The sequence below is a fragment of the Anatilimnocola aquadivae genome, from assembly GCF_049819085.1.
Lineage (GTDB): Bacteria > Planctomycetota > Planctomycetia > Pirellulales > Pirellulaceae > Anatilimnocola.
Genome location: NZ_CP187419.1, coordinates 7521735 through 7541945, shown reverse-complemented (window position 1 = coordinate 7541945; position 20211 = coordinate 7521735). Strand labels below are relative to the sequence as shown.

The following is a 20211-nucleotide window of genomic DNA, read 5'->3' as shown; positions in this document are numbered from 1 at the left end:
CCGCTTGTTGCCGGCCTACAAGAACCTACTTGCCAGCGGCGGCAAAGCGGCGAGCGACTTCGTTCCAATTCACCACGCTCCAGAAGGCCGTGATGTAATCCGGACGGCGATTCTGATAGTTGAGGTAGTAGGCGTGTTCCCACACGTCGAGACCGAGGATGGGGGTCTTGCCTTCCATCAGCGGGCTGTCTTGATTGGCGGTGCTTTCGACGACCAGCTTGCCGCCGACGACATTCAGCCAAGCCCAACCGCTGCCGAAGCGAGTGGCACCGGCCTTGGCGAAAGCTTCCTTGAACTGGGCAAAGCTGCCGCAGGCGGCATCGATGGCTGCAGCCAGGTCGCCAGTCGGTTCACCGCCAGCACCCGGGCCCATCACGGTCCAGAACAAGCTGTGGTTGGCATGACCGCCACCGTTGTTGCGAACGGTCGCGCGAATGTTTTCGGGAATCTTGTTCATGTCGGCGATCAGCTGTTCGACGGGGAGCTTTTCCCATTCGGTGCCAGCGATGGCCGTGTTGACGTTGTTGATGTACGCCTGGTGATGCTTGGTGTGATGGATTTCCATCGTGCGGGCATCAATGTGGGGCTCGAGCGCGTTGTAAGCGTACGGAAGAGCCGGAAGTGTGTAAGCCATGTGCGTGTACTCCTGCGATGTTTTTGCCCGGCGGAACAAGCTTGCTCCGCGCGAAAATGCGACGCGTCAGATTCGGTTGCCTAACCCCGCAAGACCTTCAGCAGTGCTGATTTCTGACGTGCGAACGTATCCTATAACCACTGAGCGCAGCATAGCGAACAGGGCTGGAGTGGGCAATTAGGGCACAGCGCCGGGCCCTCACCTCGAAGCATTGAGGCGAGGGAGTAGGAAGAGAGAATTAGGCCAGCAGTTCGCTCTTGAACTTCTCGTGCGAGACGCTCCACCAGTTCTTCATCGGGATCAGACCCAGGCCAATCAAGAAGAGTTGGGAAAATACGAAACGACTTAAGTAATACAGGGTGCCATCCGTGAAGCCATAAGAGTGCAATCCAACACCGAGCTCATTCACGCCGAACCAGGACCAAACGGTGACGATATTGCCACCGATGGCGAGCAAGGCGAGGCCGCGATCGCCGACCAGCTTGTCCCACTTGGCATGCAGGATGAGGGCATTCCAGAGGACGATGATGAGCGCGCCGTTTTCCTTGGGGTCCCAACCCCAGAAGCGGCCCCATGAATCATCGGCCCACAAGCCACCGAGCACGGTGCCAAAAAAGCTGAAGAACATCGCAAAGCAGACAATGCCATAAATCATGCGCGCGCAGATCTTGCGATACTCGGCCTTTAACCCGGGCGTAAGCATGCCTAGCACGACAAACAGCACTCCCAGGAAGCCGGCAAAGAACGTGGCGCTGTAGCCGATCGTGATGCAGACCACGTGCGTGGCCAGCCAGAACTGCGTATCGAGCACGGCTTGCATCACGCCGATTGTGTCGCCGCTCATGCCCAGGAAGTACGTGATGATGAGCGTCGAGAAGCCAGCAATGGTCGCGACGAGATTGCCGAGACCGATCCGGAAGATCAGCTCGACAATCAGTCCCACCAGTACGCAGAACCAGCCAATGAACACGGCTGAAGAATAAAGGTTCGTCACCGGCGGTCGACCCGAAATGTAGATTCGCATTCCAAGTGCTGCTGTGTGCAGAGCGAACGTGAGCAGCACCAGGGTGAACGCGCCCCAGTTCACGGCCTTCGACGGAATGAGCCAGCCCAGGGCCGCGAGCAGAAAGGCGATGACGTACAGCGGAATGCCGACGTAGAACGGCGAGACTTGATTCATCCAGACTTCAAGACCGATCTTCTTCGCCTGAAACTCCGGAGGCTGAGCCCGTTCGACGAGCGCTTCGTAACGACGAACCGCCGTGTTGAAAGGGGCGACAGTCGCTGCTTCTTTCTTCTCCAGATCCGTAATGGTTGCGTCTGGTTTTCTTTCTTGTCGGGCCAGTTCCAAGGCACTGCGCGCATCAGCATGATCGCGATAGGCGTTCATGATGCCGATGAAGGCATCGGTGGTGGGATCCCCCTTTTGCTGTTGCAAGCTCGTTTGCAGGAACCAGACGAGCCAGGCATTGTGGAACGATTGCCACTTGGCGCTCTCGGCCTTGTTCGGGTCGGGCATCGGAATGGCAAGCGGCGGTTTGGCCTGCTCGAGCGCTTCGCTGCTTTCCATCATGGCCATTTTGAAGGCCGCGATCTTTTGCTGCATCAGCTGCGGATTGTCACCCGGCTCGGGCAACGGCGGCAAACGGGGCGGGCTGAAGGCGCGAATCAGCACCATGTATTGATTCAACTGGCCATCGAGGAGCAGCAGGCGGCGCTGCAGCGCACTGAGTTCCTTCTCGTCCTTCTTCAATTCGCGAGCAGCTCGCACTTGCTTCTCGAACTCGTTGATCTTGGGGAGCAACTCTTCCGTCGAGAAGACGTGTCCGGCCCGATCGTGCAGTTCGAACACCTTGAGCACATCGGGGTTGTCGATCTTGATGACGCGATGCTGCGCGGCACCCTCGCTGCTGGTGATGAGGTCGAGCATCCACTGTGTGGCAGGAATTTTGACGTTGTCTTTGGTCAGGGCCGTTTCGCGCTGACGCAGTTGCAGCAACACGTTGCGAGCATAGGTGTCGATGGGCATGATGCGACCGTTGAACGCGACCGGTAAACGACCGAAGGCTTCCAAGTCGATGCGGGTGCCGCTCTTTGTCGGTTGATACATCGCCATGGCGAGTGTCACGAAAAACACAACCGCCGCGCCACCCGAGGCCAGCAGCGTGGGTGTCCAACTGGTTTCTTTGCGGCCCAGTTGAGGCTGCAACTCTCGCTGTCCCTTGCGATCCTTTTTGGTCACCTTGCCGACGGGCTCCGGCGCCAACTCGGCAGTGATGATTTCGCCCGAGTTGAGTTCTTCCGATTCACGACGCCGGAGGAACCGGGTGAGAGAGATCAGAAAGTGTGAGATCATGCCGATGGCAATGATCATCAGGGCGACGTAGGGAATCATCCAGCCTGCGTTTTGCACGACGGCGAGCGTGGTGTGCTCGATGCCACCGGGCAATTGCTGATAGCCGCTTTGATAAAGGGTGAGTCCGTTGTAGCGGAGCGGATCGTTCATCTTGATATGCACGTTCGAATCGACGCCGCTCGTCGGATCCTTCAGGTGAATATCGGACGAGTAGTTGCGCGGCACGTTCGAGGCGACATAGTCGTCCTTACGCACATCCTTCAATCGCACGGTGAACGGAACGTACTGCCGCTTGAAGCGAACTCCCGCGAGGAGCGTCTTGCCGTCGGCCTCAAAACTTTCGAGCAATTTGGGGTCGTCTTGCTCGGTGATGACCTGCGCGAGCAGGAAGGTACCGAGATCCTTGCCGGTCTTCTTATCTTCGAACTTCACGTAGGCATCGCCCAAGTCGACGGCGGCGTCGGTATCGGTACCCTTGGCCGAAGCGCGGGGGATGATCGTCTGCTGCAGACCGATACCGGCAGTGGCAGGCGACTTCTCATCTTTCTTGAGCTTGCGCAGGTCTGCGTTCCGCTCGTACTGCAGCACGGTGACCTTCACCGGCAGCAGGCCAGCGGGATCGGCAATGGGGGTGAAAGGCTTGCCGTCTTCGGCAGCCGCTTTGTTCTTGCGCGCGTTGTCGATGATCTGCTGAAACGGCACGACGAAGTGTTCGTCCTTCTCGGTGCCCGAGCGATCGATGATCGCGATTTCGGCAGCGCGGATGTCGCGCAGGTAGTTCGTGGTTTGCCCTTCGGCGATGGCCATGTTGTATTCGACGGCATAGCGGGCGACGACCAATTCGTTGAGCATCAGCAGCAGCATGCCCTGATGTAGCAGCACCACTCCGCCACGCTTATCGAAGATCAAGACGCTGCCGCCGAGCAGCACCAGGGCCACGAGCGTTGCTTGCGTTAATTGCCACATAATGCGGAGGCCTTCGGCCCCGGGAGCTTTTTCGAAGGCAAAGAGAATGAACCAAGTGAAGGCGGTTAGCGCGGCGAGCAGCAACGCCAGCAAAACTAGCATGACTACACGGAGGAACGATACCTTTGGCAGCTTGAACGTAGGCTGTACCACGAACCAGATGTACGAGAAAACCGAAGTCACCCAGACAGCAATCGTGAACAGTTGCAGACCAACCCAGAACTGTTCCCAGGTGAATGGAGGCTTCGCTTGAAAGCCGCCGCTGCTATGGCCGTTGAGAATCACCAGCGTCGTTACCAGCCAACCAAACGCGACCAGGCCAAGCCCCGAGAACAAAAGGGCTGGCTTCGCTTTGATAGAAATGAGCCAGCGAGTGTGGGCGAACAGCATGTTGAGGATCATCGTCACGCCGACGAACATGCCGCCCGGCATCGGAACCAGCGGCACGTCGAGCTTCTCCCACTCGGGGAAGAATGACGGCGGAAAGAAGACGTTGATATCGACCCACATGATCCAGGCGCGAAAGATCTCGGGCACCACTTGCCAGATGTCTTTGTCGACTTGGGCCAGTGTGCCGACGAGGATCACGAAGATACCGTAGGCAAACATGGCCACGGCGATCTTCTGCGAACCAAGGACCGCGAGGACGCGATCGATCAGGTCGAAAGTCGTTACCTCGCGCAGCGGCTTGGGTTTGGCAGGGGCAGCGGCGAAGGAATCGGGAGATACAGCGGACATACAGAAAAAACTCCGCGTCGGTCGGCGAGAGAGAGGCTTGCTTAACGAACTAGATCAACCTGGCACTACCACTCGAGCGATTTGGCAAATGCTTCGAAGTTGGCCCGTTCCCGTTCGGCCAGCTTGGTGCTGCCACGTAGTTTGATGAACCAGGTGCGGTCGCCTTCAACGACGACCGCGCCCAGAATCGAATCCTTTTGAGCAGCACCCTCGGGCGCGTGCATTTCGATGAACTTCCCGGCTTGACCATTCACTTCGAGTGGCTTGTAAGCCTGCTCGAGTTCTTCAGCCGAAGCTTCGGGCAAACCAACCTGCCCGCGCCAGCGATTCATGTTGGCCGTGAGATCACCACCGGCCGAGCTGACCGTGATGTCGATCTTGTCGCTGCCATCGGTCACTTCAAACGCTTTGAGGCTGAACGCATTGCCGGCCGTTTCGGTCCAACCTTCAGGCTTGGCGAACTTCAGGTCGCTGGCCGCAGCAGCGGGAGGCTGACGAGTCATTCCGCCACCACCCATGGCCGGCGGCATCCCGCCAGAATTGGCCGGGCGGATCAGCGGGGTCTCGATCGACTCCGGCTTGGGGACCGAGTAGTGAGCGAGCTGGTCCTGCGGAGCACAGCCGGCGAAGACCAGCAGCGCGAGACAGGCGGTTGAGATGGAAGAACGAAAAACCAACGACATGAATTACCTCAAGCGATTAGCTGGCAAAGACTTGCGCACCAACAGGCCAGCTGCTTTGAACAACACAAAGGGGCGGTGGTTGGCCGTTCGCAAGGTTTGCTTGCGGACTCAACCTCAGGTGGGAAGCCCCAGCAGGACTGACAACTCATTATAGCGCCGCAGCCAGTGAATCGTACAGTCAAAAGTGGGCAGGAGTCGAACAACAGGGCACCGTCGCCCGAGCTGCCCCGGGGGGCCTTACACAGAGCCGCCGGAATGTGTTTTGTAATAACGAAATAAATACTTGACAATGAATGCAAAATGTGAGAAGATGTCGGGTAGTTCTCTTGCAGCTTGGTCGTTTGAGGTGTGTGCCCGCGCAGCGGTTGGCTGACGTCGTGTTTTTGCGAGGTAGGGAGTGCCGTTGCGATCGAGTCACGTGTCCAAGAACTCTCCCGGTTGATGGACAAATGGAGCGAGTGGCAAAAGTTGCCGCAGAGTCGCAAGTGACACGACTGGCACAACTTCCGACAAGATTTAGAAATCGGCACGTGTCCAACAACCCCTGGGGTTGTTGGACGTTTAGGTGTGTGGGGAGAAAGACGCACGCTACTCCGCTGGGGTTTGCGATCCAGCGAGTACGCGGCGGAGCAGCACTTCGTTCACGCGACCGCGAAAGCGGACCTTGCCGTCGATGACCACCACGGGAACGCAGGTGGTGTAGCGCTCGCGCAGTTGTGGATCGCCGTCGATATCGATCAGTGTTGGTTGCAGGCCGTAGCGCTCGACCAGCTCCTTGGCGTCGTCACAAAGGTGGCAGCCCACGCGGGTATAGATGGTGACTTGATGTTCGCTCATGAGCCTTTGCCCTGCACAAAGCCTACGCCAGAAGAAAGTGATGTCTGTCCGCTCAATTCTACCGTCCAGCCTAGTTAAGATACTTCCACCTCTCAAAAATCAAGCTTCCTCCGTTGCAAGCTGGCAGGTGTACGTTGTTCGATCTGATCATTCATGGCGGTGAGGTTATCGATGGCACGGGCGCGGTACGCAGCCGAGCTGATGTCGGCATTCGCAATGGACAAATCGTCGCCGTCGGACAGCTGGGCGAGGCCACCGCGCCGAGCACGATTAACGCCGCGGGTCTTATCGTCGCTCCGGGCTTCATCGATGTTCACAACCATAGTGACGGCTGGCTCCTCTCGCATGCCAACTTCTGGCCGAAGACCAGCCAAGGCTTTACCACCGAAGTGCTGATGGCCGACGGCATCTCGTACGCGCCGGTCGATAAGCACACCTGGCGCGAATGGCTCTTCTATCTGCGACCCCTCAACGGACTGCGGCTGCAAGACTATCGCGATTGGCAGTCGCTGGGCGAGTACATGCAGTTGTTTGAAGGGCGGACCGCGCAAAACGTCGCCGCGCATGTCCCCTACAGCAACTGCCGCACGATCCATGCGGGCTTTGGCCATCGCTGGCTCGACGACTACCAAAAACGACAGATACGCCGCGAAATCGAAATCGCGATGGAGCAAGGAGGCTGCGGCCTCTCGACCGGGCTCGACTACATGACTCAGTGCGCCTCGACGACTGAAGAACTCGTCGATGCCTGCCGCGCCATCGTCCCCTTCGACGGCCTGTACGTCACGCACATTCGGTACAAGGCCGGGCTCTTTGTCGCTTTGGAAGAAGCGATCGAAATTGGTAAGCGGGCCGGTGTGAAGGTGCATATTTCGCACCTCAAGGGAACCACACCGGAAGAGGTCGAGCAGGTGCTCGCGTTTCTCGAACGAGCGCGCCGCGAGGTTGATCTGTCGTTCGACGTGTATCCCTATCAGCGGGGCAGCACGATGCTCAACTATCTGCTGCCTTATGAAGCTTGGACGGAAGGTCCGCTGCAAGTTCTGGCCAAGATGAGCAAACCGGAACTGCTGGCCCGCTTTCGCAAAGGGCTGGCCAACCTGGGCGTGCCGCTCCACAAGTTCCATATTGCCTGGACCAGCAGTTGGGACAACTCGACCCATCACGGCAAGCTTCTCTCCGATTACATCGTCGAGATGAATCGCCCACCGGAAGAAGCCCTGTATCACTTGCTGGTCGAAGAGAACCTAGCCGCGCTGCTGGTCATCAATGCCGGCGAAGATGAGTTAGTGCGGCCGCTTCTTGCGCACGACTTGTACATGATGGGGAGCGACGGCATCTGGTTCCCCGATAGCGTCGTGCATCCGCGTGTCTATGGTTCAGCCGGCCGCTTGCTCGGCTCGTGCGTGCGGGATCACAAGCTATTTTCGCTCGAAACGGCCGTGCAGAAAATGAGCAGCATCCCCTGCCAACGATTTGGCCTAAAGGATCGCGGCGTGATCCGCCCGGGCGCTTGGGCTGACATTGCGATCTTCGACGCCAACACCGTCGCCGATCATGCCACCTACGAACAGCCTCACCAGGTCTGTAGCGGGATTGAGCACGTGGTCGTCAACGGCCAATTGATCGTCCTCAATGGCAAGCCGATCGAATTTGGCAACGATCCGGCCCCGGGCAAGTATCTGCGGTACGACCGCACGTAGGGTTGCCCCTAATTGCCATTCCGCATATCAGCTGGGGCGTGATAGGTTGGGACATTCGCTCACGAAGTGGCGGGCTCAAGAAGCAGCCTGCCGACCGACAGAAGGACTCTCGCTTGAACCAGCGCCGCACTCAGCAGATTCGTCTGATCCTCGCTAGCATGATTCTCGCCGCCTGCATTGGCTGCGATCAAACCACAAAGTTCGTCGCGACCCGCACCTTGCCGCTCGAAGTGCGGCACTCTTACTGGTCTGACATTGTACGGCTCGAGTACTCGCTCAATCCGGGCGGCTTTCTCAGTTTGGGCGCCGACCTGCCCGACCCGATTCGCCAGGCGGTGTTTCTCGGGTTCAACTCGCTCCTGACGCTCGCCCTGAGCATTTACCTGTGGCGCAGCCGGCCGATGTCGCACGCGTTCTTTGCCTCGCTGGTCCTGATCATCGCAGGTGGACTGGGCAACATGATCGACCGGGCTTGTAACGGCGGGCTGGTGACCGACTTTCTGAATATTGGCATCGGACCGGTTCGCACGGGCATCTTCAACGTCGCCGACATCGCCATCACCGCCGGGGCGATCGCCGCCGTCTTCTTCTCGTGGCGACAGTCCCCGGTTGGCGCGGCAGACACCAGCAGCCATGATCGGTCCGCGGTTTGCATTTCGCAGCAGGCCAACCCAGGAGCTCGCCATGAATCAGAATCCCGAGATGCATTCCGAAGTGAAAGTGGTCAGCACGGTTGACCTCGATACCCTTGCGCCGCCGCGCGATAATCCGCCTTTGTCGGTGACCTGCTTTGGTGCCACCGACAAAGGCCAGGTGCGCGCCAACAACGAAGACCAGTTTCTCGTCGCTCAACTGGCGAAGTCGCTGCGCGTGCTGCAGACCAGCTTGCCGCAGCCGAAGCATCGCCAGAGCAGCGATTGCAGCCACCTGTTTATCGTCGCCGATGGCATGGGCGGTCATGCCGCGGGCGAACAAGCGAGCGCGCTGGCCATCGACTCGGTCGAAACCTACATCCTCGAAGCGCTGAAGTGGTTCGCCCGCGACGAAGGAGATACGGACGACAAGTTGCTCGCCGATTTTCGCCAGGCACTCGGCCACGCGCACGAACGGGTTCGCCACGAAGCGGTAGCTCACCCCGAATTGCTGGGCATGGGGACGACCCTCACGCTGGCTTACAGTTTGAACGATGAACTGTTTGTTGCGCACGTCGGCGACAGCCGCTGCTACCTGTTTCGCGACCGTGTGTTGTACAGCGTGACGCAGGACCATACGCTGGTCGAAGATATGGTGCGGAAAGGCGTCATCTCGCCGGAAGAAGCCGTCCATCACCGCTGGCGACATGTGATCACCAGCACCGTCGGCGGCGAATCGCCCAAAGTGCGGATCGACGTCCATCGCTTGCACCTGGTGGCTGGCGACTCCGTCCTGCTCTGCTCCGACGGCCTGACCGAAATGCTCTCCGGCGACGAGGTCGCCCTCATTCTGCAAGGCGCCGCCGATCCCCAAACCGCCTGCCAACAACTGATCACCGCCGCCAACACCGCCGGGGGGCGCGACAACATTACGGTGATTGTGGCGCGGTATGCGGCGGGGGAGTGTTAGGCGAGCTTAGACAACTCCCTAGGCGGCTCTTCAAGTAAGCTTCAACCGCATAATCGGCATCGCTGCCGAATTGGCCGATTAAACGAGCGATTTGAAGAATCTGTAGCGGCTGAAGCAGTCCGAAATAGTTTCGACTGGTCTTGTTCTAAGCTGGGAAAAAGTGCCGGCGTAGCGTAGAATTCAAGTAAGTTTACAGTTACGATCTGACGATTGACGAGAACACTTTGCGGCTATCGATCGGTCCCAAATCGACCCGTAAAAACGAGATTCGCCTTGCCCTTATCTGCCCCGCCAGACATCACATACGGTCAGCCGCCACTCGTTGAAGTGGCTATGTCGGTGCAGTTTGCGCCACCAAAAGGCTTTCATCTTGGTCATTTTGGTGTTCTGTGGTCGCTAATGCGAGGTGATTACACGCAAGCTAAGGCGACACAACCGATCATTCCGATTCCGGATGATTTCGGCAATAAAGGGCCGTGGCTCCCGCAGACTCTTCGATTGGCATTGATCGACTCGCCGGAATGCCGATTGCAGATGAATTCGACGGACGAACGATGGATGTGCCAAGTGCAACAGGATCGCCTCGTCGTGAATTGGCGAATGCGTGAAGGCGAGTACCCCAGATACGATGCAACTTGGGTTCGATTCAAGCACGCCTGGAGCGTGTTGCACCAGCTGTTTAAAGAGCATGAACTTGAAGCCGCTAGGCCTCTGATTTGGGAGCTTACTTACGTAAATCGGATCCCTGCGGGCGAGCTTTGGAAATCACCAAACGATTGGCCGAAAGTGGTTCCAGGTCTTTGGCGCAACGGAGTGACTGATATACCTGGCGCACGGCTACACGGCTTGGTTGGCCAATGGGTTTGGCAGGCAGACGACGAGTGTGCTCGAGTTATGGTTGAACCTAAACCACACAAAGACGGTCCGAACGAAAACCTGTATTTGCACATCACAAGTCGAGGGACATTTCGCTTTACAGAGCAGACGAGCGATTCACTTGAGCGAATCGAGCGAGGGCTGGGAATTGGCCACTCGATGATAGTTACGACCTTCGATACGATTGTTTCGAGCGACGCAAAGAAAGCATGGAAACGTCATGACAACGCTCACTAGCTCTGTGAAAGGAATTAGCTGGGATTCTAATCGCGAATCGCCAGCATCAGAGTCCATTGCTACAGAAACACCCAATGTGCATCCGGCATGGGAAAAGTGCATCGACGCACTGCTCGCCGCGCTTTGGAGTCAGACGGAAGATCATGAGTTCGTAACGCCGTCGGATGATGCAATCAAAGCAGCGCTGAGCGCGCTTGTAGAATTAAAAAAGCAATACCCTTTTGCCCCGCCAACATTTATTGGCCCGGAGCCGGATGGTGGGATAATTGTTGAGCGTCGAGTTATTGGCGAAAATGATGACTCGTTAATCTCGCAATTCGTGTTTTTTAACGATGGCCGGGTAGAGTTAACAGCTTTTTGCAATGGCGAAGTAACGTACTCGTCTAGTATTAAATGATGGTCCTGTAAAAGCGGAATAGTTTCGGCTAATTCTTCAACTTTTCTCTGACTCAATGTCGACACCTACCGTTGTGCAAGACGAGATTCTGTATCGGCAGGTATCCGCGAGGGCAAAGCCATATTACGTCGACAAGACTGCAACACCTCCAGTTCACAGCAGTCACTTTAAGCCGTCCGAGCATGATGCGGATGGGATCTCCTTGATCCGTAGTCGCTTTCGAACGGAGCATTGGGCCTGCCATCGTCCCGAACGACCCGACGTGCCATACTACGCAATCAAGCTCATGGCGAGCCATCTGATATCAATTGCTGGTTCGGTTGCAATTGATAGCTTTGAGTTCGGCTGTAGCCCAGACTCTCTCGATGACAAGTACGGCGAGCCTCACGCGCACTGCACGGCAATCCAAATCAATCGAAATGAATACGATAAAGGTGGCGAGGCTCAAAAGAGAATCAAAGGCTGGATGGAGAAGGTCTCTGCTTTGATTACGGCTGAAGATATCATCGGGCCACACGCAAGGCCATCAGACGACGTGCCATACCGCCCATACGGTGAGTAGATCGGTTGGTGTGCGGTACATGCCCGCTCTTGAGAAACGAAAAAAGCCGCTGAAGTCGATTAACTTCAGCGGCTTTTAAGGAGTGCGGGCAAGAGGAGTTGAACCTCCACGTCCTTACGGACACAAGAACCTGAATCTTGCGCGTCTGCCAATTCCGCCATGCCCGCAGATGCTTACTAGGTTATAGGACACGACACCCGACCGTCGCAAGGGGTTCGCGGGGGTTTGCAGAGTTCGTGAACCACGAAATTCGCCCTGCTGCGGCAATGTTGGCACAGGCGGCATAACCGGCCGCTAAGCCTTTGCAGGTAGATCACTTAGCTCGTCCGGCCCAGCTTGCGGAGTTCGCTATCGCTGGGGAAGTTGCTGACGAGGTAGCGGGGCGGGTAGCAGTCCTGCGGTTCGAGCAGGTGGCCGACGACTTGCTGCACGCGATCCCAGGGGGCTTGGGCGAGCAGTTCGGGCTGCTTGGGATCGCCCCCCATGAAGAAGACCTGCTCGGTTTCGGGAAGCAGGGTCGGGGTATCGCGCGGCCAGATGCAATAGCTGGCCGTGTTGCCGGTTTTGCTGTCTTGTACACCGCTGAACGAAGAGACGAACACGTCTTCGCCGCGCGTGCTATGCAACTGTTCGAGGAGTTCCTTCTGGTCGTTGTATTCGCCGCCAATGCTGCGCAGCTTGAGTTCGTGCAACCGGTTGTAGGCGGGCGAGGTGGTTTCGGGTAGCCACGATTGCCATTCGTCGTCCACCAGCGAGAGCATGACGCCCGAGATGGGCCGCGGCTTTTGATAGGCCTCTTCCGCGAGCGTGGCCAGCAGCATCAGCCCTTCGTGATCGTCTTGACCGGCGACAAGGAGGGTATCGCGGTTAGGCACCATCGCCACCGGCATGCCGCGCACGGGAAAGGTGCGAATGACATCGACGAGCAGCAAGCGAGAGGCGTCGTAGTTGTCGCCGGTGGCCGTGGCGAAGACACGATCGTCGAGCGACGCGACCGAGAAGTTGTTCATCTGCTCCAGGTTGTGCTTGGCCGCTTCGACCGCCTCGTAAAACGTGACGTTCCAGTCGTCGAGTTCCTGCTGGCCGATGCTGCGCATGGCGTGCGGTAAGTCGTAGACGAGCGAGAGGGCCAGATGATCGCCGATTAGTTGCTGCGGGATGTTGACCTTGTCGCTTCCCTTCAGCTTGGCTTGCAGGCGGACGGCTTCAATCTGAAAACGGCTGCGAATCACTGGTAGCAGATCGGGATGCACATCTTCGAAATCTTCGGGCAGTTCGAAGGTCTTGCTGGCGAGCGAACCGCGAATGAAGCGCTGCATGATGCCCGCCCGCTCGGCTCGCGGTACCTGGCAATACTCTTGATAGACATTGGCCAGGTTGATGAAGCCGCCATCTTTGCGCAGGAGCAAGAACTGATCGGCGTCGTACTGCAGCGGGCCCTCGAGCTTGCTCTTGGCAATCTCGGCCAGCATGAGGCGAGCGAATTTGTCTTTGCTCGGCGGACGAAAGAAATAGTCGAACCAGCCCACGACCTCTGCTCCTGCTCGCCACGATTGCCTCAGCCGCACTGTACTACGCGGGCGAGTGGGAAGGAAGAAGTGAGCTCACTTGCAGGCCATCCCTTTTTCTCGCATGTCGTAAGGTTGCGGGCCTGGGCGGGGACTGGGACGAAGCAGAATCGCCAGCACACAGCCGAGCCAAAACGCCAGCGGAATCAGCACGAGACCGTTGATGCCAAACCAAAGCGGGCCGGGAATGGTAATCAGGTTCACGAGGGCCGCGACCCACAGGAACGAGGCAATAACGCCGGCCATCATCTGCCTGCGGCCATTGCAAATATACGCCGCGAGGAACGAGCCAACAAACGAGCCGATCGTCCAAGCCGCCAGCACAAAGCCGAACGAACCGGCGGGCAAGGCAGCCATCGCCGCGGCTCTTTTCTCGACATCGGCCGACATCAAATCGGGATGGGGCGGATAGATCACCATCCCGATGATCTCGACCAGCGCGACCACGCACATGGCGACAATCAGCCCCAAAAAGACACCGGCAAAGTTGCGTAACATGAGTGGCAGCTCTCTTCCTTGGAATTGCGGGATAGGCCGCCGATCCCGCTAACCATACTGCAGCCGAGGCTGGGTGACTCGGGAAATCGGGACGTCGATCAGAAGTGGGCGGTTTCCTTGCCAGCCAGCGCGAATGGCATCGCACAGTTCGTCGGGCTCGTTGATGCGCAGTGCCTGCACGCCAAAGCCTTCGGCGACCTTTACAAAGTCGACTTCGGGGCCGACCAAGTCGAGTCCTTCGTAAGTGTCCTGCAGCGCGTGCGGCAATTGCAAACCTTTCGCGCCGATCTTCAGGATCTGATACTGCGCGTTGTTGCAAATGACAAATACGACCGGCAACTTGTACCGCGCGGCCGACCAGAGCCCCTGAATGCCGTAGCCGGCGGCGCCTTCACCCAACAAGGCGAGAACGGGCCGCTGTGGCCAGGCGAGTTTCACGCCAATCGAAACTCCGAGGCCCCAACCAAGCGCCCAACCACGATGGCCGAAGTAGCCTGTCGTGTTCTTTAGAGCACCGAGCCGTTCGAACGTGGTGTTGGTGGTAGTCACCGCTTCTTCAATCACGGCAACATCGTCGGGCAAGATCCTGGCGAGCGAACCCATGAGTGCTCGCGGCGTGAGAGGTCGTAGGTCCAGATCGCCCACGATGTCTCGTTCCAGGCGATTGCGGGCGGCCTGATGTTCGGCCGTGTGCTTGAGCGCCCGCACGCGAATGAGTTCACGCTGCTCGGGCGAGAGTTGGGGTTCGCACAACTTGAGCATCGTACCCAGGTCAGCCAGGCCCGCCTTGGTGTCGCCGAGAATGCCGACCTCGAGCGGATAGTTTTTGTTGAGTTGCCAGGCATCTTCGTCCAGATGCACCAGGCGGATGTTCTCTGGCAGCGGACGATCGGGCTCGTAGTGCATGTAGAGGCGCAGCAGGTCCATGCCGACAACGAGCAGCGCGTCGTAGTCTTTCAGTCGCTCACGAATCTCCGGCGACCACAGCGGGAGGCCTTGGCCATACAGCGGATGATCGCAGGGGAACGCCAGCCGACCGTGCGTGGTGCCGGGTTCAGAGATGACCGGCGCTCTGAGCCGTTCGGCCACCGCAACCAGTTCGTTCACTGCATCACGCTCGGTGACACGACTGCCAGCGAGAATGGCCGGGTTCTTTGCGGTAAGGAGCACCTCGACCGCGCGTTGTAGCGCTTCGATGGGCGGGCGCACGCGCGAGTTGGGCAAGCGCGGCGGCGTGAGATCGAGCCCTTCGACCAGTTCCATTTGCACATCGACCGGGAGCGAAAGAAATACGGGCCCGGTCGGTGGTGTGAGCGCCGCTTGCACCGCGCGGCGAATGGCGTTGGGCACATCTTGCACACGCGTGACTTCAGCCGACCACTTGGTCCACGGGCGAGCCACTGCGACCATGTCGCCGGCGAGGATCGGATCTTCGAACCGCAGCTTGCGGTGTTGCTGGCCCGCGGTGACGAGCAGCGGCGTCCCTTCGCGATAGGCGTTGTACAAGATGCCCATCGCGTGGCCGAGCCCACAGCTGATGTGCAGATTCACCACGCCGAGCCCGCCACTGGCCATTGCATAGCCATCGGCCATGGCCATCACCGGCACTTCCTGCAGCCCGAGGATGTACTGAAAGCGGCGATCGGTGACGAGCGCTTCGTTGAGCGGCAATTCGGTCGTTCCCGGATTGCCGAAAATGTGCTTCACGCCCGCGCCGTGCAGCAGTTCCAACGCCGCCTGAATGCCTGAGGTTTTCATGCGGAGATTGTAACCGCGAGATAGGCATCCTGCTTGTCGGCTCAAGAATTGCCAAGAGGCCCACCGTGAGTGAACGGTGGGCCTCGTCGCGATTGAGTTTGTCAGCAAACTAAGCGTTTAGTTGCCTCGCAAGGTTTTCGCTTTGCGAACCATGTCGAGGAACTCGGCGCGGTGACCATTGGGGTCTTCACTGGTGGCAGCACCAGCGATTTCGGCAACGGCCGAGAGGTTCGCACTACCGCGATACTCTGAACCTCGCAGCACGAGACCGAAGGCCGCTACCGCCGAAGCGAATTGAAACTCGCCCGATGCCGAGTTGAAGTTGCCACCCTTGTCCTTCAACGGGAATTTCAGTTCGGTCGCTTCCGTCTCTTTGGTTGCCTCGGGCTGCTTGTAGCGGAGCCGGACCATCAACAGTTCATCGCTCATTCCTTCTTTCGTCGGTTCGAGCGCGGGCTTCTCGATCGGCCGTTGATATCGCAGCGTTTCGCCACTCACTTTCTTCACACCCTCGGCACCCACCAGGGCCACTTCGTAGATTGCCGTCACGCTGTGCCCAGCACCGATCTCACCGGCGTCCTTGGCATCGTTGCGAAAGTCTTGATTGGCCATCACACGATTCTCGTAGCCGAGCAGGCGATAACCTTGGATATGTTTGGGGTTAAACTCGACCTGAATCTTCACATCCTTGGCGATCGTCACCAGGCTGCCGGACATCTGTTCGACGAGCACCTTGCGGGCTTCGCGAACGCTATCGAGATAGGCGTAGATGCCGTTGCCGCTGTCGGCCAGTTGCTCCATCTTGGCATCTTTCAGGTTGCCGGTGCCGACACCGAGCACGGTGAGATAGACGCCGGTCTCAGCCTTCTTGGTGATCAGCTTGATGAGTTCGGCATCGTCGGTGACGCCGACGTTCAAGTCGCCATCGGTGGCGAGAATCACCTTGTTGGTTCCATCTTTGATGAACTGGGCGGCCGCATGTTCGTAGGCCAGTTCGATGCCGGCACTGCCGTGCGTCGAACCGCCCGACTGCATCCCTTCGATGGCCGCGATGATCGTCTCCTTCTGATCGCCACGCGTGGGTGGCAATCGCAGACCGGCATTGCCGGCATAAGTCACGATGGTCACCTTATCGTTCTCGTTCAGTTCGCCGACCATCAGCGTGAACGACTGTTTGAGCAGAGCGAGCTTGCTGGCATCGGTCATCGAGCCCGAGGTATCGACGAGGAACACGATGTTGCTCGGCGGACGTTCGGCCTTGTGAATCTCTTTGCCTTGCAAGCCGACTCGCAACAACTTGTGGCCAGGCTGCCAGGGGCAGTCAGCCATTTCGAGATTGACGGAGAACGGAGTATCCCCCTTGGGCTGCGGATACTTGTACTTGAAGTAGTTCACCAGCTCTTCGATTCGCACCGCATCGGGCGGCGGCAGCTGGCCGTTGTTCAAAAAGCGGCGGACGTTGGCGTAGGACGCGGTGTCGACATCAATGGCGAAGGTCGACAGGGCCTCTTCTTGTGTCGTTGGCGCCTTGAAGTGATTCTCGATGATCTTGGCGTATTGTTCGCCCGTTTGAACGCCAGGGGCGATGTAGCGGAAGTGACGATCTTCGTCCGCTGGTTCGTTCTTGGCTTCACCAGTACGAACGGTCAACTCGACAGCCTTTGCATCCAGCGTCGAAAGGCGATCGATACCTTTACCGCGTTGTTCGTACCAATCACCGGAGTTCTTCTCGGCGTCTTTGATGGCGAGGTCGGTGAGCGACTTTGTATCCCGGCGAACTTCTTCCTCACGCTTGGCCAACTGCTGCAGCTGCGCTTCAGATGGAGCTTCTTTTCCGCTGCCAGCGATGCCCCCTGAGGGCCCACTGTAGGGTGCAGAATCTGTTGCCGGTGATGGCCGATCGCCGCTGACACTAGTGCCAGCGATGACTGACAACCGCTTGGATGCGGCGGTCCCTAACGCAGGAACTGCAGTCGCAGCGCCACCGGAATTGTCCCCGGTACGTTGCAGTTGATCATCGGCGCTCGGTGTTAGTTCGCGCTCCTTTACGCGACGATCCCATGTGGTCGGGCGATCCTTGCTCTCTGGAACCAGAGCCTCCTTCTTCTCGGCCAATGAGTATTCGGCCGCTTCAATACCGGGTGCGGTGGTGACAACCGGTCCTGCGGGCCCCTTGGCGGGCATGTTGCCATAGGGTGCTGACTCATTGCGCTCACCGTAGCTTTCCGGAAGTCGAGTGCTATAGAACTTACTATCCACTTCCTCTTCTAGCGAAGCCAAATCCGTACGTGTAACGGTGCGAGTCTCGGATCGTGCCGATTCGCCAGCGCCGGACACATCGCCATACAGATCGGGAAGGAGCGAATGTCCCTGAAGGGTTGATGCCGCCGCAGGATCCGCTGGGAGATTACCTCGCGAAGAAACAGCTGACGGCTGTGGTTCCGACAAGTCGCTCCAGCTCAACACCGAACCCGCCGGTCGTTGCCAGATGACTGCCGCCATGATGGCAGCAGCGGTACCGACGAGGGCAATTGCCGCTCGCTGAAAGAAGGTGCGCCGACGGGCCGCAACGGCCGGCGACAGCGAGACTGGCGTGACCGCAGGCTGATCGAGCCGAGCAAGCAGCGCCGCTCGCAAGTCGGAACTGGCCGTGGGCAATGGTTGACTCACGAGGGAGTCTCGCAGGGTCTGCGAGAACGGATCGGAGCCGTTGGAAAGGTCGTCGGAATGGGAATTCGATTTCATGAGTTAGCCCCTTCAAGAGGGAATGTATTAATTGGGAAGTTGGTCAATCGGGCTAGCCAGACGTATTCGAGGATCAGCCCCCTCACCCCAACCCTCTCCCCGGAGTACCGAGGAGAGGGAGGAGGGAATGGATAGGCGTCGGGCTACTTGGAGGCCGCTGGCTCCGTTGTCCAGGCAGCGACCTGCGGATGTTCTTTCAGCGTTTTGACCGCACGGTGAACTAGCACGCGCACATTGCCTTCGGTTCGCTCCACGACTTCGGCAATTTCGCGATAGGTCCAGCCTTGCGACCACAGCTGCAGAGGTTCGCGATACAAGATTGGCAAGCGGTCGACGAGCGACCGGAGCACGTCGCTCAATTCTCCCCGCTCGGCGAGTTCCGCCGGGTCGGCAGCATCGGCGGTGGTGCGTTGCAGCGAAAGCTCGTCGCTTTCGTCCATGGCTTGCAGTCGCCCTGCCTGCCGGAGCCAATCGAGTGCCCGGTTGCGACAAACGCGATACAGCCAGGCTGCTTCACGTCCCCGCAACTCTGCCGGATCCTGATCGCACAATCGCAAAAAGGCATGCTGCACCACGTCTCGAGCGGCGTGTAAATCGCCGACAAAACGCTGGGCATAGCGCACCAATTCGCCCTCGTGCCGCTCCAGAGTCGCCAACACCCATGCTCGCCGCGCGTCTGCTTGCATCGCTGTGTCCCTGTGGCAGTCGGTGTTTCACCGGAAGTTTGCCGGATGAGGTTTGTAGCTGAAGTCGCCAGAATTCAGGCCCCGCGGACGACTGAACTCTGGCGAATCCAGCTACTTCGCAATTCCGTTGATTCCCCGCCGCCGAAAGATTAACGCGGCAAGTGGCCCGGTGTTACATCGCTGCGTTACATTATGTGGATCCCACTGCCTTTGTATCCCACGGCTTCAAGTTTGGCCCACCTCGACCCTAGCGGAACCGTTATGAACGTGATTGACCTGCGGAGCGACACCGTCACCAAGCCCACGGCCTCGATGCGGGCGGCGATCGCTGCTTGCGACGTGGGAGACGACGTGATCGACATCGATCCCACCTGCGACCGCCTGGAACGCCGCACCGCCGAGATCTTGGGCAAGGAGGCAGCCATCTTCATGCCCTCTGGGACTATGACGAACCAGGTAGGCGTCCGGATTCATTGCAAACCGGGGGACGAGTTCATTTGCGAAGCCGGCTGCCACATTTACAACTACGAGCAAGGCGCATTCGCCCAGCTAAGCGGCGTCGTGGCCCGCACGGTCGAAGGCCCTGCCGGCGTGCTATCGGTCGACCAACTCAAGGGCCTGATTCGCCCCTTCAACGACCACCTCGTTCGCACCCGGCTCGTCTGTCTCGAGAACACACACAATCGTGGAGCCGGTAAGGTTCAGCCTTACGACCATGTCGAAGAGATTTGCACCTGGGCGCATGAGAGTGGCCTCAAGACGCACCTCGACGGCGCGCGGCTCTTCAACGCGGTGGCTGCGACCGGCATCTCGGCCGAGCAATGGAGCCGCCACTTCGACACCGTGAGCGTCTGCTTCAGCAAAGGTCTCGGCGCGCCCGTTGGTTCCGCGCTTGCCGGTCCCAAGGAGATGATTCAGGAAGCTCGTCGCCATCGCAAGCTGTTTGGCGGGGCCATGCGTCAGTGCGGCATTATCGCCGCCGGCGCGCTTTATGGTTTAGAACACCACCGCGCCCGCCTCGTCGAAGATCACGCCAATGCACAGTTGATCGCCGAAGCCATTCGCCAGACCGAAGGAATTTCGCTCTCGCCGAAGGACGTCGACACCAACATCATCATCTTTGCCGTCGATCCCAAGTTGGGTTCGTCCGCGCAGTTCTCGGCCGAACTGAAGCAGCTGGGCGTGCTGTCGCTGGCAATCAGCCACACGCAAGTTCGCCTCGTCACGCACCTGGACGTCACCGAAGCCCAGTGTCGTCAGGCAGCGAAGATCATCAAGCAAGTTGCCGGCGAACTCGCCAAAGGGAATAGCTCGGCGCGTGAGTTAGAAGCCGCTTACTAGCGCACTTGGTTGCTGGCCCACACA

At 58.6% G+C, this 20211-nt stretch carries 16 protein-coding genes and 1 tRNA gene; 7 read left to right on the top strand and 10 right to left on the bottom strand.

The window, feature by feature from the left end; genetic code table 11:
- Positions 1–25: 25 nt before the first annotated feature.
- From NA78x_RS29900 to NA78x_RS29885, 4 genes are all read right to left on the bottom strand, one after another.
- A complete protein-coding gene (locus tag NA78x_RS29900) occupies positions 26–634 on the bottom strand; it encodes a superoxide dismutase (protein ID WP_425616042.1) in 609 nt (202 codons plus the stop codon).
- Between the two features lie 238 nt (positions 635–872).
- Positions 873–4694, bottom strand: coding sequence for a cytochrome c biogenesis protein CcsA (ccsA, locus tag NA78x_RS29895; RefSeq protein WP_425616041.1), 3822 nt, complete (start codon positions 4692–4694; stop codon positions 873–875).
- Between the two features lie 65 nt (positions 4695–4759).
- A complete protein-coding gene (locus NA78x_RS29890; RefSeq protein WP_425616040.1) occupies positions 4760–5377 on the bottom strand; it encodes a hypothetical protein in 618 nt (205 codons plus the stop codon).
- Between the two features lie 588 nt (positions 5378–5965).
- Entirely contained in the window at positions 5966–6214 is a 249-nt protein-coding gene (locus NA78x_RS29885; protein ID WP_425616039.1) for a glutaredoxin family protein, read from the bottom strand.
- Positions 6215–6348: 134 nt separating this feature from the next.
- Here NA78x_RS29885 and NA78x_RS29880 point away from each other — a divergent pair, with 134 nt between their 5' ends.
- The 6 genes from NA78x_RS29880 to NA78x_RS29855 all read left to right on the top strand — a co-directional run bounded on the left by NA78x_RS29880 (position 6349) and on the right by NA78x_RS29855 (position 11591).
- Complete coding sequence (locus tag NA78x_RS29880; protein ID WP_425616038.1) at positions 6349–7917, top strand: N-acyl-D-amino-acid deacylase family protein; 1569 nt, start codon at positions 6349–6351, stop codon at positions 7915–7917.
- Positions 7918–7919: 2 nt separating this feature from the next.
- The gene (gene lspA, locus NA78x_RS29875) at positions 7920–8654 is read left to right on the top strand and encodes a signal peptidase II (protein ID WP_425616037.1); all 735 of its coding nucleotides are present in this window, start codon (positions 7920–7922) and stop codon (positions 8652–8654) included.
- Positions 8602–9519, top strand: coding sequence for a PP2C family protein-serine/threonine phosphatase (locus NA78x_RS29870; RefSeq protein ID WP_425616036.1), 918 nt, complete (start codon positions 8602–8604; stop codon positions 9517–9519). Before lspA ends, NA78x_RS29870 begins: the two co-directional genes overlap by 53 nt.
- A 273-nt stretch (positions 9520–9792) precedes the next feature.
- Positions 9793–10632 carry a TIGR04255 family protein gene (locus tag NA78x_RS29865; RefSeq protein WP_425616035.1) on the top strand — a complete coding sequence of 280 codons (840 nt, stop codon included), beginning with the start codon at positions 9793–9795 and terminating at the stop codon, positions 10630–10632.
- The gene (locus NA78x_RS29860) at positions 10616–11029 is read left to right on the top strand and encodes a hypothetical protein (RefSeq protein WP_425616034.1); all 414 of its coding nucleotides are present in this window, start codon (positions 10616–10618) and stop codon (positions 11027–11029) included. The genes NA78x_RS29865 and NA78x_RS29860 overlap by 17 nt, the downstream gene beginning before the upstream one ends.
- A gap of 286 nt (positions 11030–11315) precedes the next feature.
- On the top strand, positions 11316–11591 hold the full coding sequence (locus NA78x_RS29855; protein ID WP_425616033.1) for a hypothetical protein: 276 nt from the start codon (positions 11316–11318) through the stop codon (positions 11589–11591).
- An 83-nt stretch (positions 11592–11674) separates the two neighbouring features.
- Here the strand turns inward: NA78x_RS29855 and NA78x_RS29850 are convergent.
- The 6 genes from NA78x_RS29850 to NA78x_RS29825 form a co-directional block, all read right to left on the bottom strand.
- Positions 11675–11758, bottom strand: a tRNA-Leu gene (locus NA78x_RS29850).
- A 150-nt stretch (positions 11759–11908) separates the two neighbouring features.
- Positions 11909–13120 carry a DUF1444 family protein gene (locus tag NA78x_RS29845; protein WP_425616032.1) on the bottom strand — a complete coding sequence of 404 codons (1212 nt, stop codon included), beginning with the start codon at positions 13118–13120 and terminating at the stop codon, positions 11909–11911.
- A gap of 75 nt (positions 13121–13195) precedes the next feature.
- Positions 13196–13657 (bottom strand): hypothetical protein, encoded by a 462-nt coding sequence (locus tag NA78x_RS29840; protein WP_425616031.1) that lies wholly within the window; start codon positions 13655–13657, stop codon positions 13196–13198.
- Between the two features lie 48 nt (positions 13658–13705).
- On the bottom strand, positions 13706–15415 hold the full coding sequence (locus tag NA78x_RS29835) for a thiamine pyrophosphate-binding protein (protein ID WP_425616030.1): 1710 nt from the start codon (positions 15413–15415) through the stop codon (positions 13706–13708).
- A 117-nt stretch (positions 15416–15532) separates the two neighbouring features.
- Entirely contained in the window at positions 15533–18160 is a 2628-nt protein-coding gene (locus NA78x_RS29830; protein ID WP_425616029.1) for a YfbK domain-containing protein, read from the bottom strand.
- 143 nt (positions 18161–18303) lie between these two features.
- A complete protein-coding gene (locus NA78x_RS29825) occupies positions 18304–18846 on the bottom strand; it encodes an RNA polymerase sigma factor (protein ID WP_425616028.1) in 543 nt (180 codons plus the stop codon).
- A gap of 261 nt (positions 18847–19107) precedes the next feature.
- On the opposite strand from NA78x_RS29825, the gene NA78x_RS29820 reads away from it, so the two are divergent.
- A complete protein-coding gene (locus NA78x_RS29820; RefSeq protein WP_425616027.1) occupies positions 19108–20187 on the top strand; it encodes a threonine aldolase family protein in 1080 nt (359 codons plus the stop codon).
- Positions 20188–20211 lie beyond the last annotated feature (24 nt).

What these genes read in the sequence shown, in the direction of transcription:
- NA78x_RS29900 (WP_425616042.1), bottom strand. Translation starts at nt 634, where the DNA reads ATGGCTTACACACTTCCGGCTCTTCCGTACGCTTACAACGCGCTCGAG.
- NA78x_RS29860 (WP_425616034.1), top strand. Translation starts at nt 10,616, where the DNA reads ATGACAACGCTCACTAGCTCTGTGAAAGGAATTAGCTGGGATTCTAAT.
- ccsA (WP_425616041.1), bottom strand. Translation starts at nt 4,694, where the DNA reads ATGTCCGCTGTATCTCCCGATTCCTTCGCCGCTGCCCCTGCCAAACCC.
- NA78x_RS29830 (WP_425616029.1), bottom strand. Translation starts at nt 18,160, where the DNA reads ATGAAATCGAATTCCCATTCCGACGACCTTTCCAACGGCTCCGATCCG.
- NA78x_RS29870 (WP_425616036.1), top strand. Translation starts at nt 8,602, where the DNA reads ATGAATCAGAATCCCGAGATGCATTCCGAAGTGAAAGTGGTCAGCACG.
- NA78x_RS29855 (WP_425616033.1), top strand. Translation starts at nt 11,316, where the DNA reads ATGGCGAGCCATCTGATATCAATTGCTGGTTCGGTTGCAATTGATAGC.
- NA78x_RS29835 (WP_425616030.1), bottom strand. Translation starts at nt 15,415, where the DNA reads ATGAAAACCTCAGGCATTCAGGCGGCGTTGGAACTGCTGCACGGCGCG.
- NA78x_RS29820 (WP_425616027.1), top strand. Translation starts at nt 19,108, where the DNA reads ATGAACGTGATTGACCTGCGGAGCGACACCGTCACCAAGCCCACGGCC.
- NA78x_RS29885 (WP_425616039.1), bottom strand. Translation starts at nt 6,214, where the DNA reads ATGAGCGAACATCAAGTCACCATCTATACCCGCGTGGGCTGCCACCTT.
- NA78x_RS29890 (WP_425616040.1), bottom strand. Translation starts at nt 5,377, where the DNA reads ATGTCGTTGGTTTTTCGTTCTTCCATCTCAACCGCCTGTCTCGCGCTG.
- NA78x_RS29840 (WP_425616031.1), bottom strand. Translation starts at nt 13,657, where the DNA reads ATGTTACGCAACTTTGCCGGTGTCTTTTTGGGGCTGATTGTCGCCATG.
- NA78x_RS29825 (WP_425616028.1), bottom strand. Translation starts at nt 18,846, where the DNA reads ATGCAAGCAGACGCGCGGCGAGCATGGGTGTTGGCGACTCTGGAGCGG.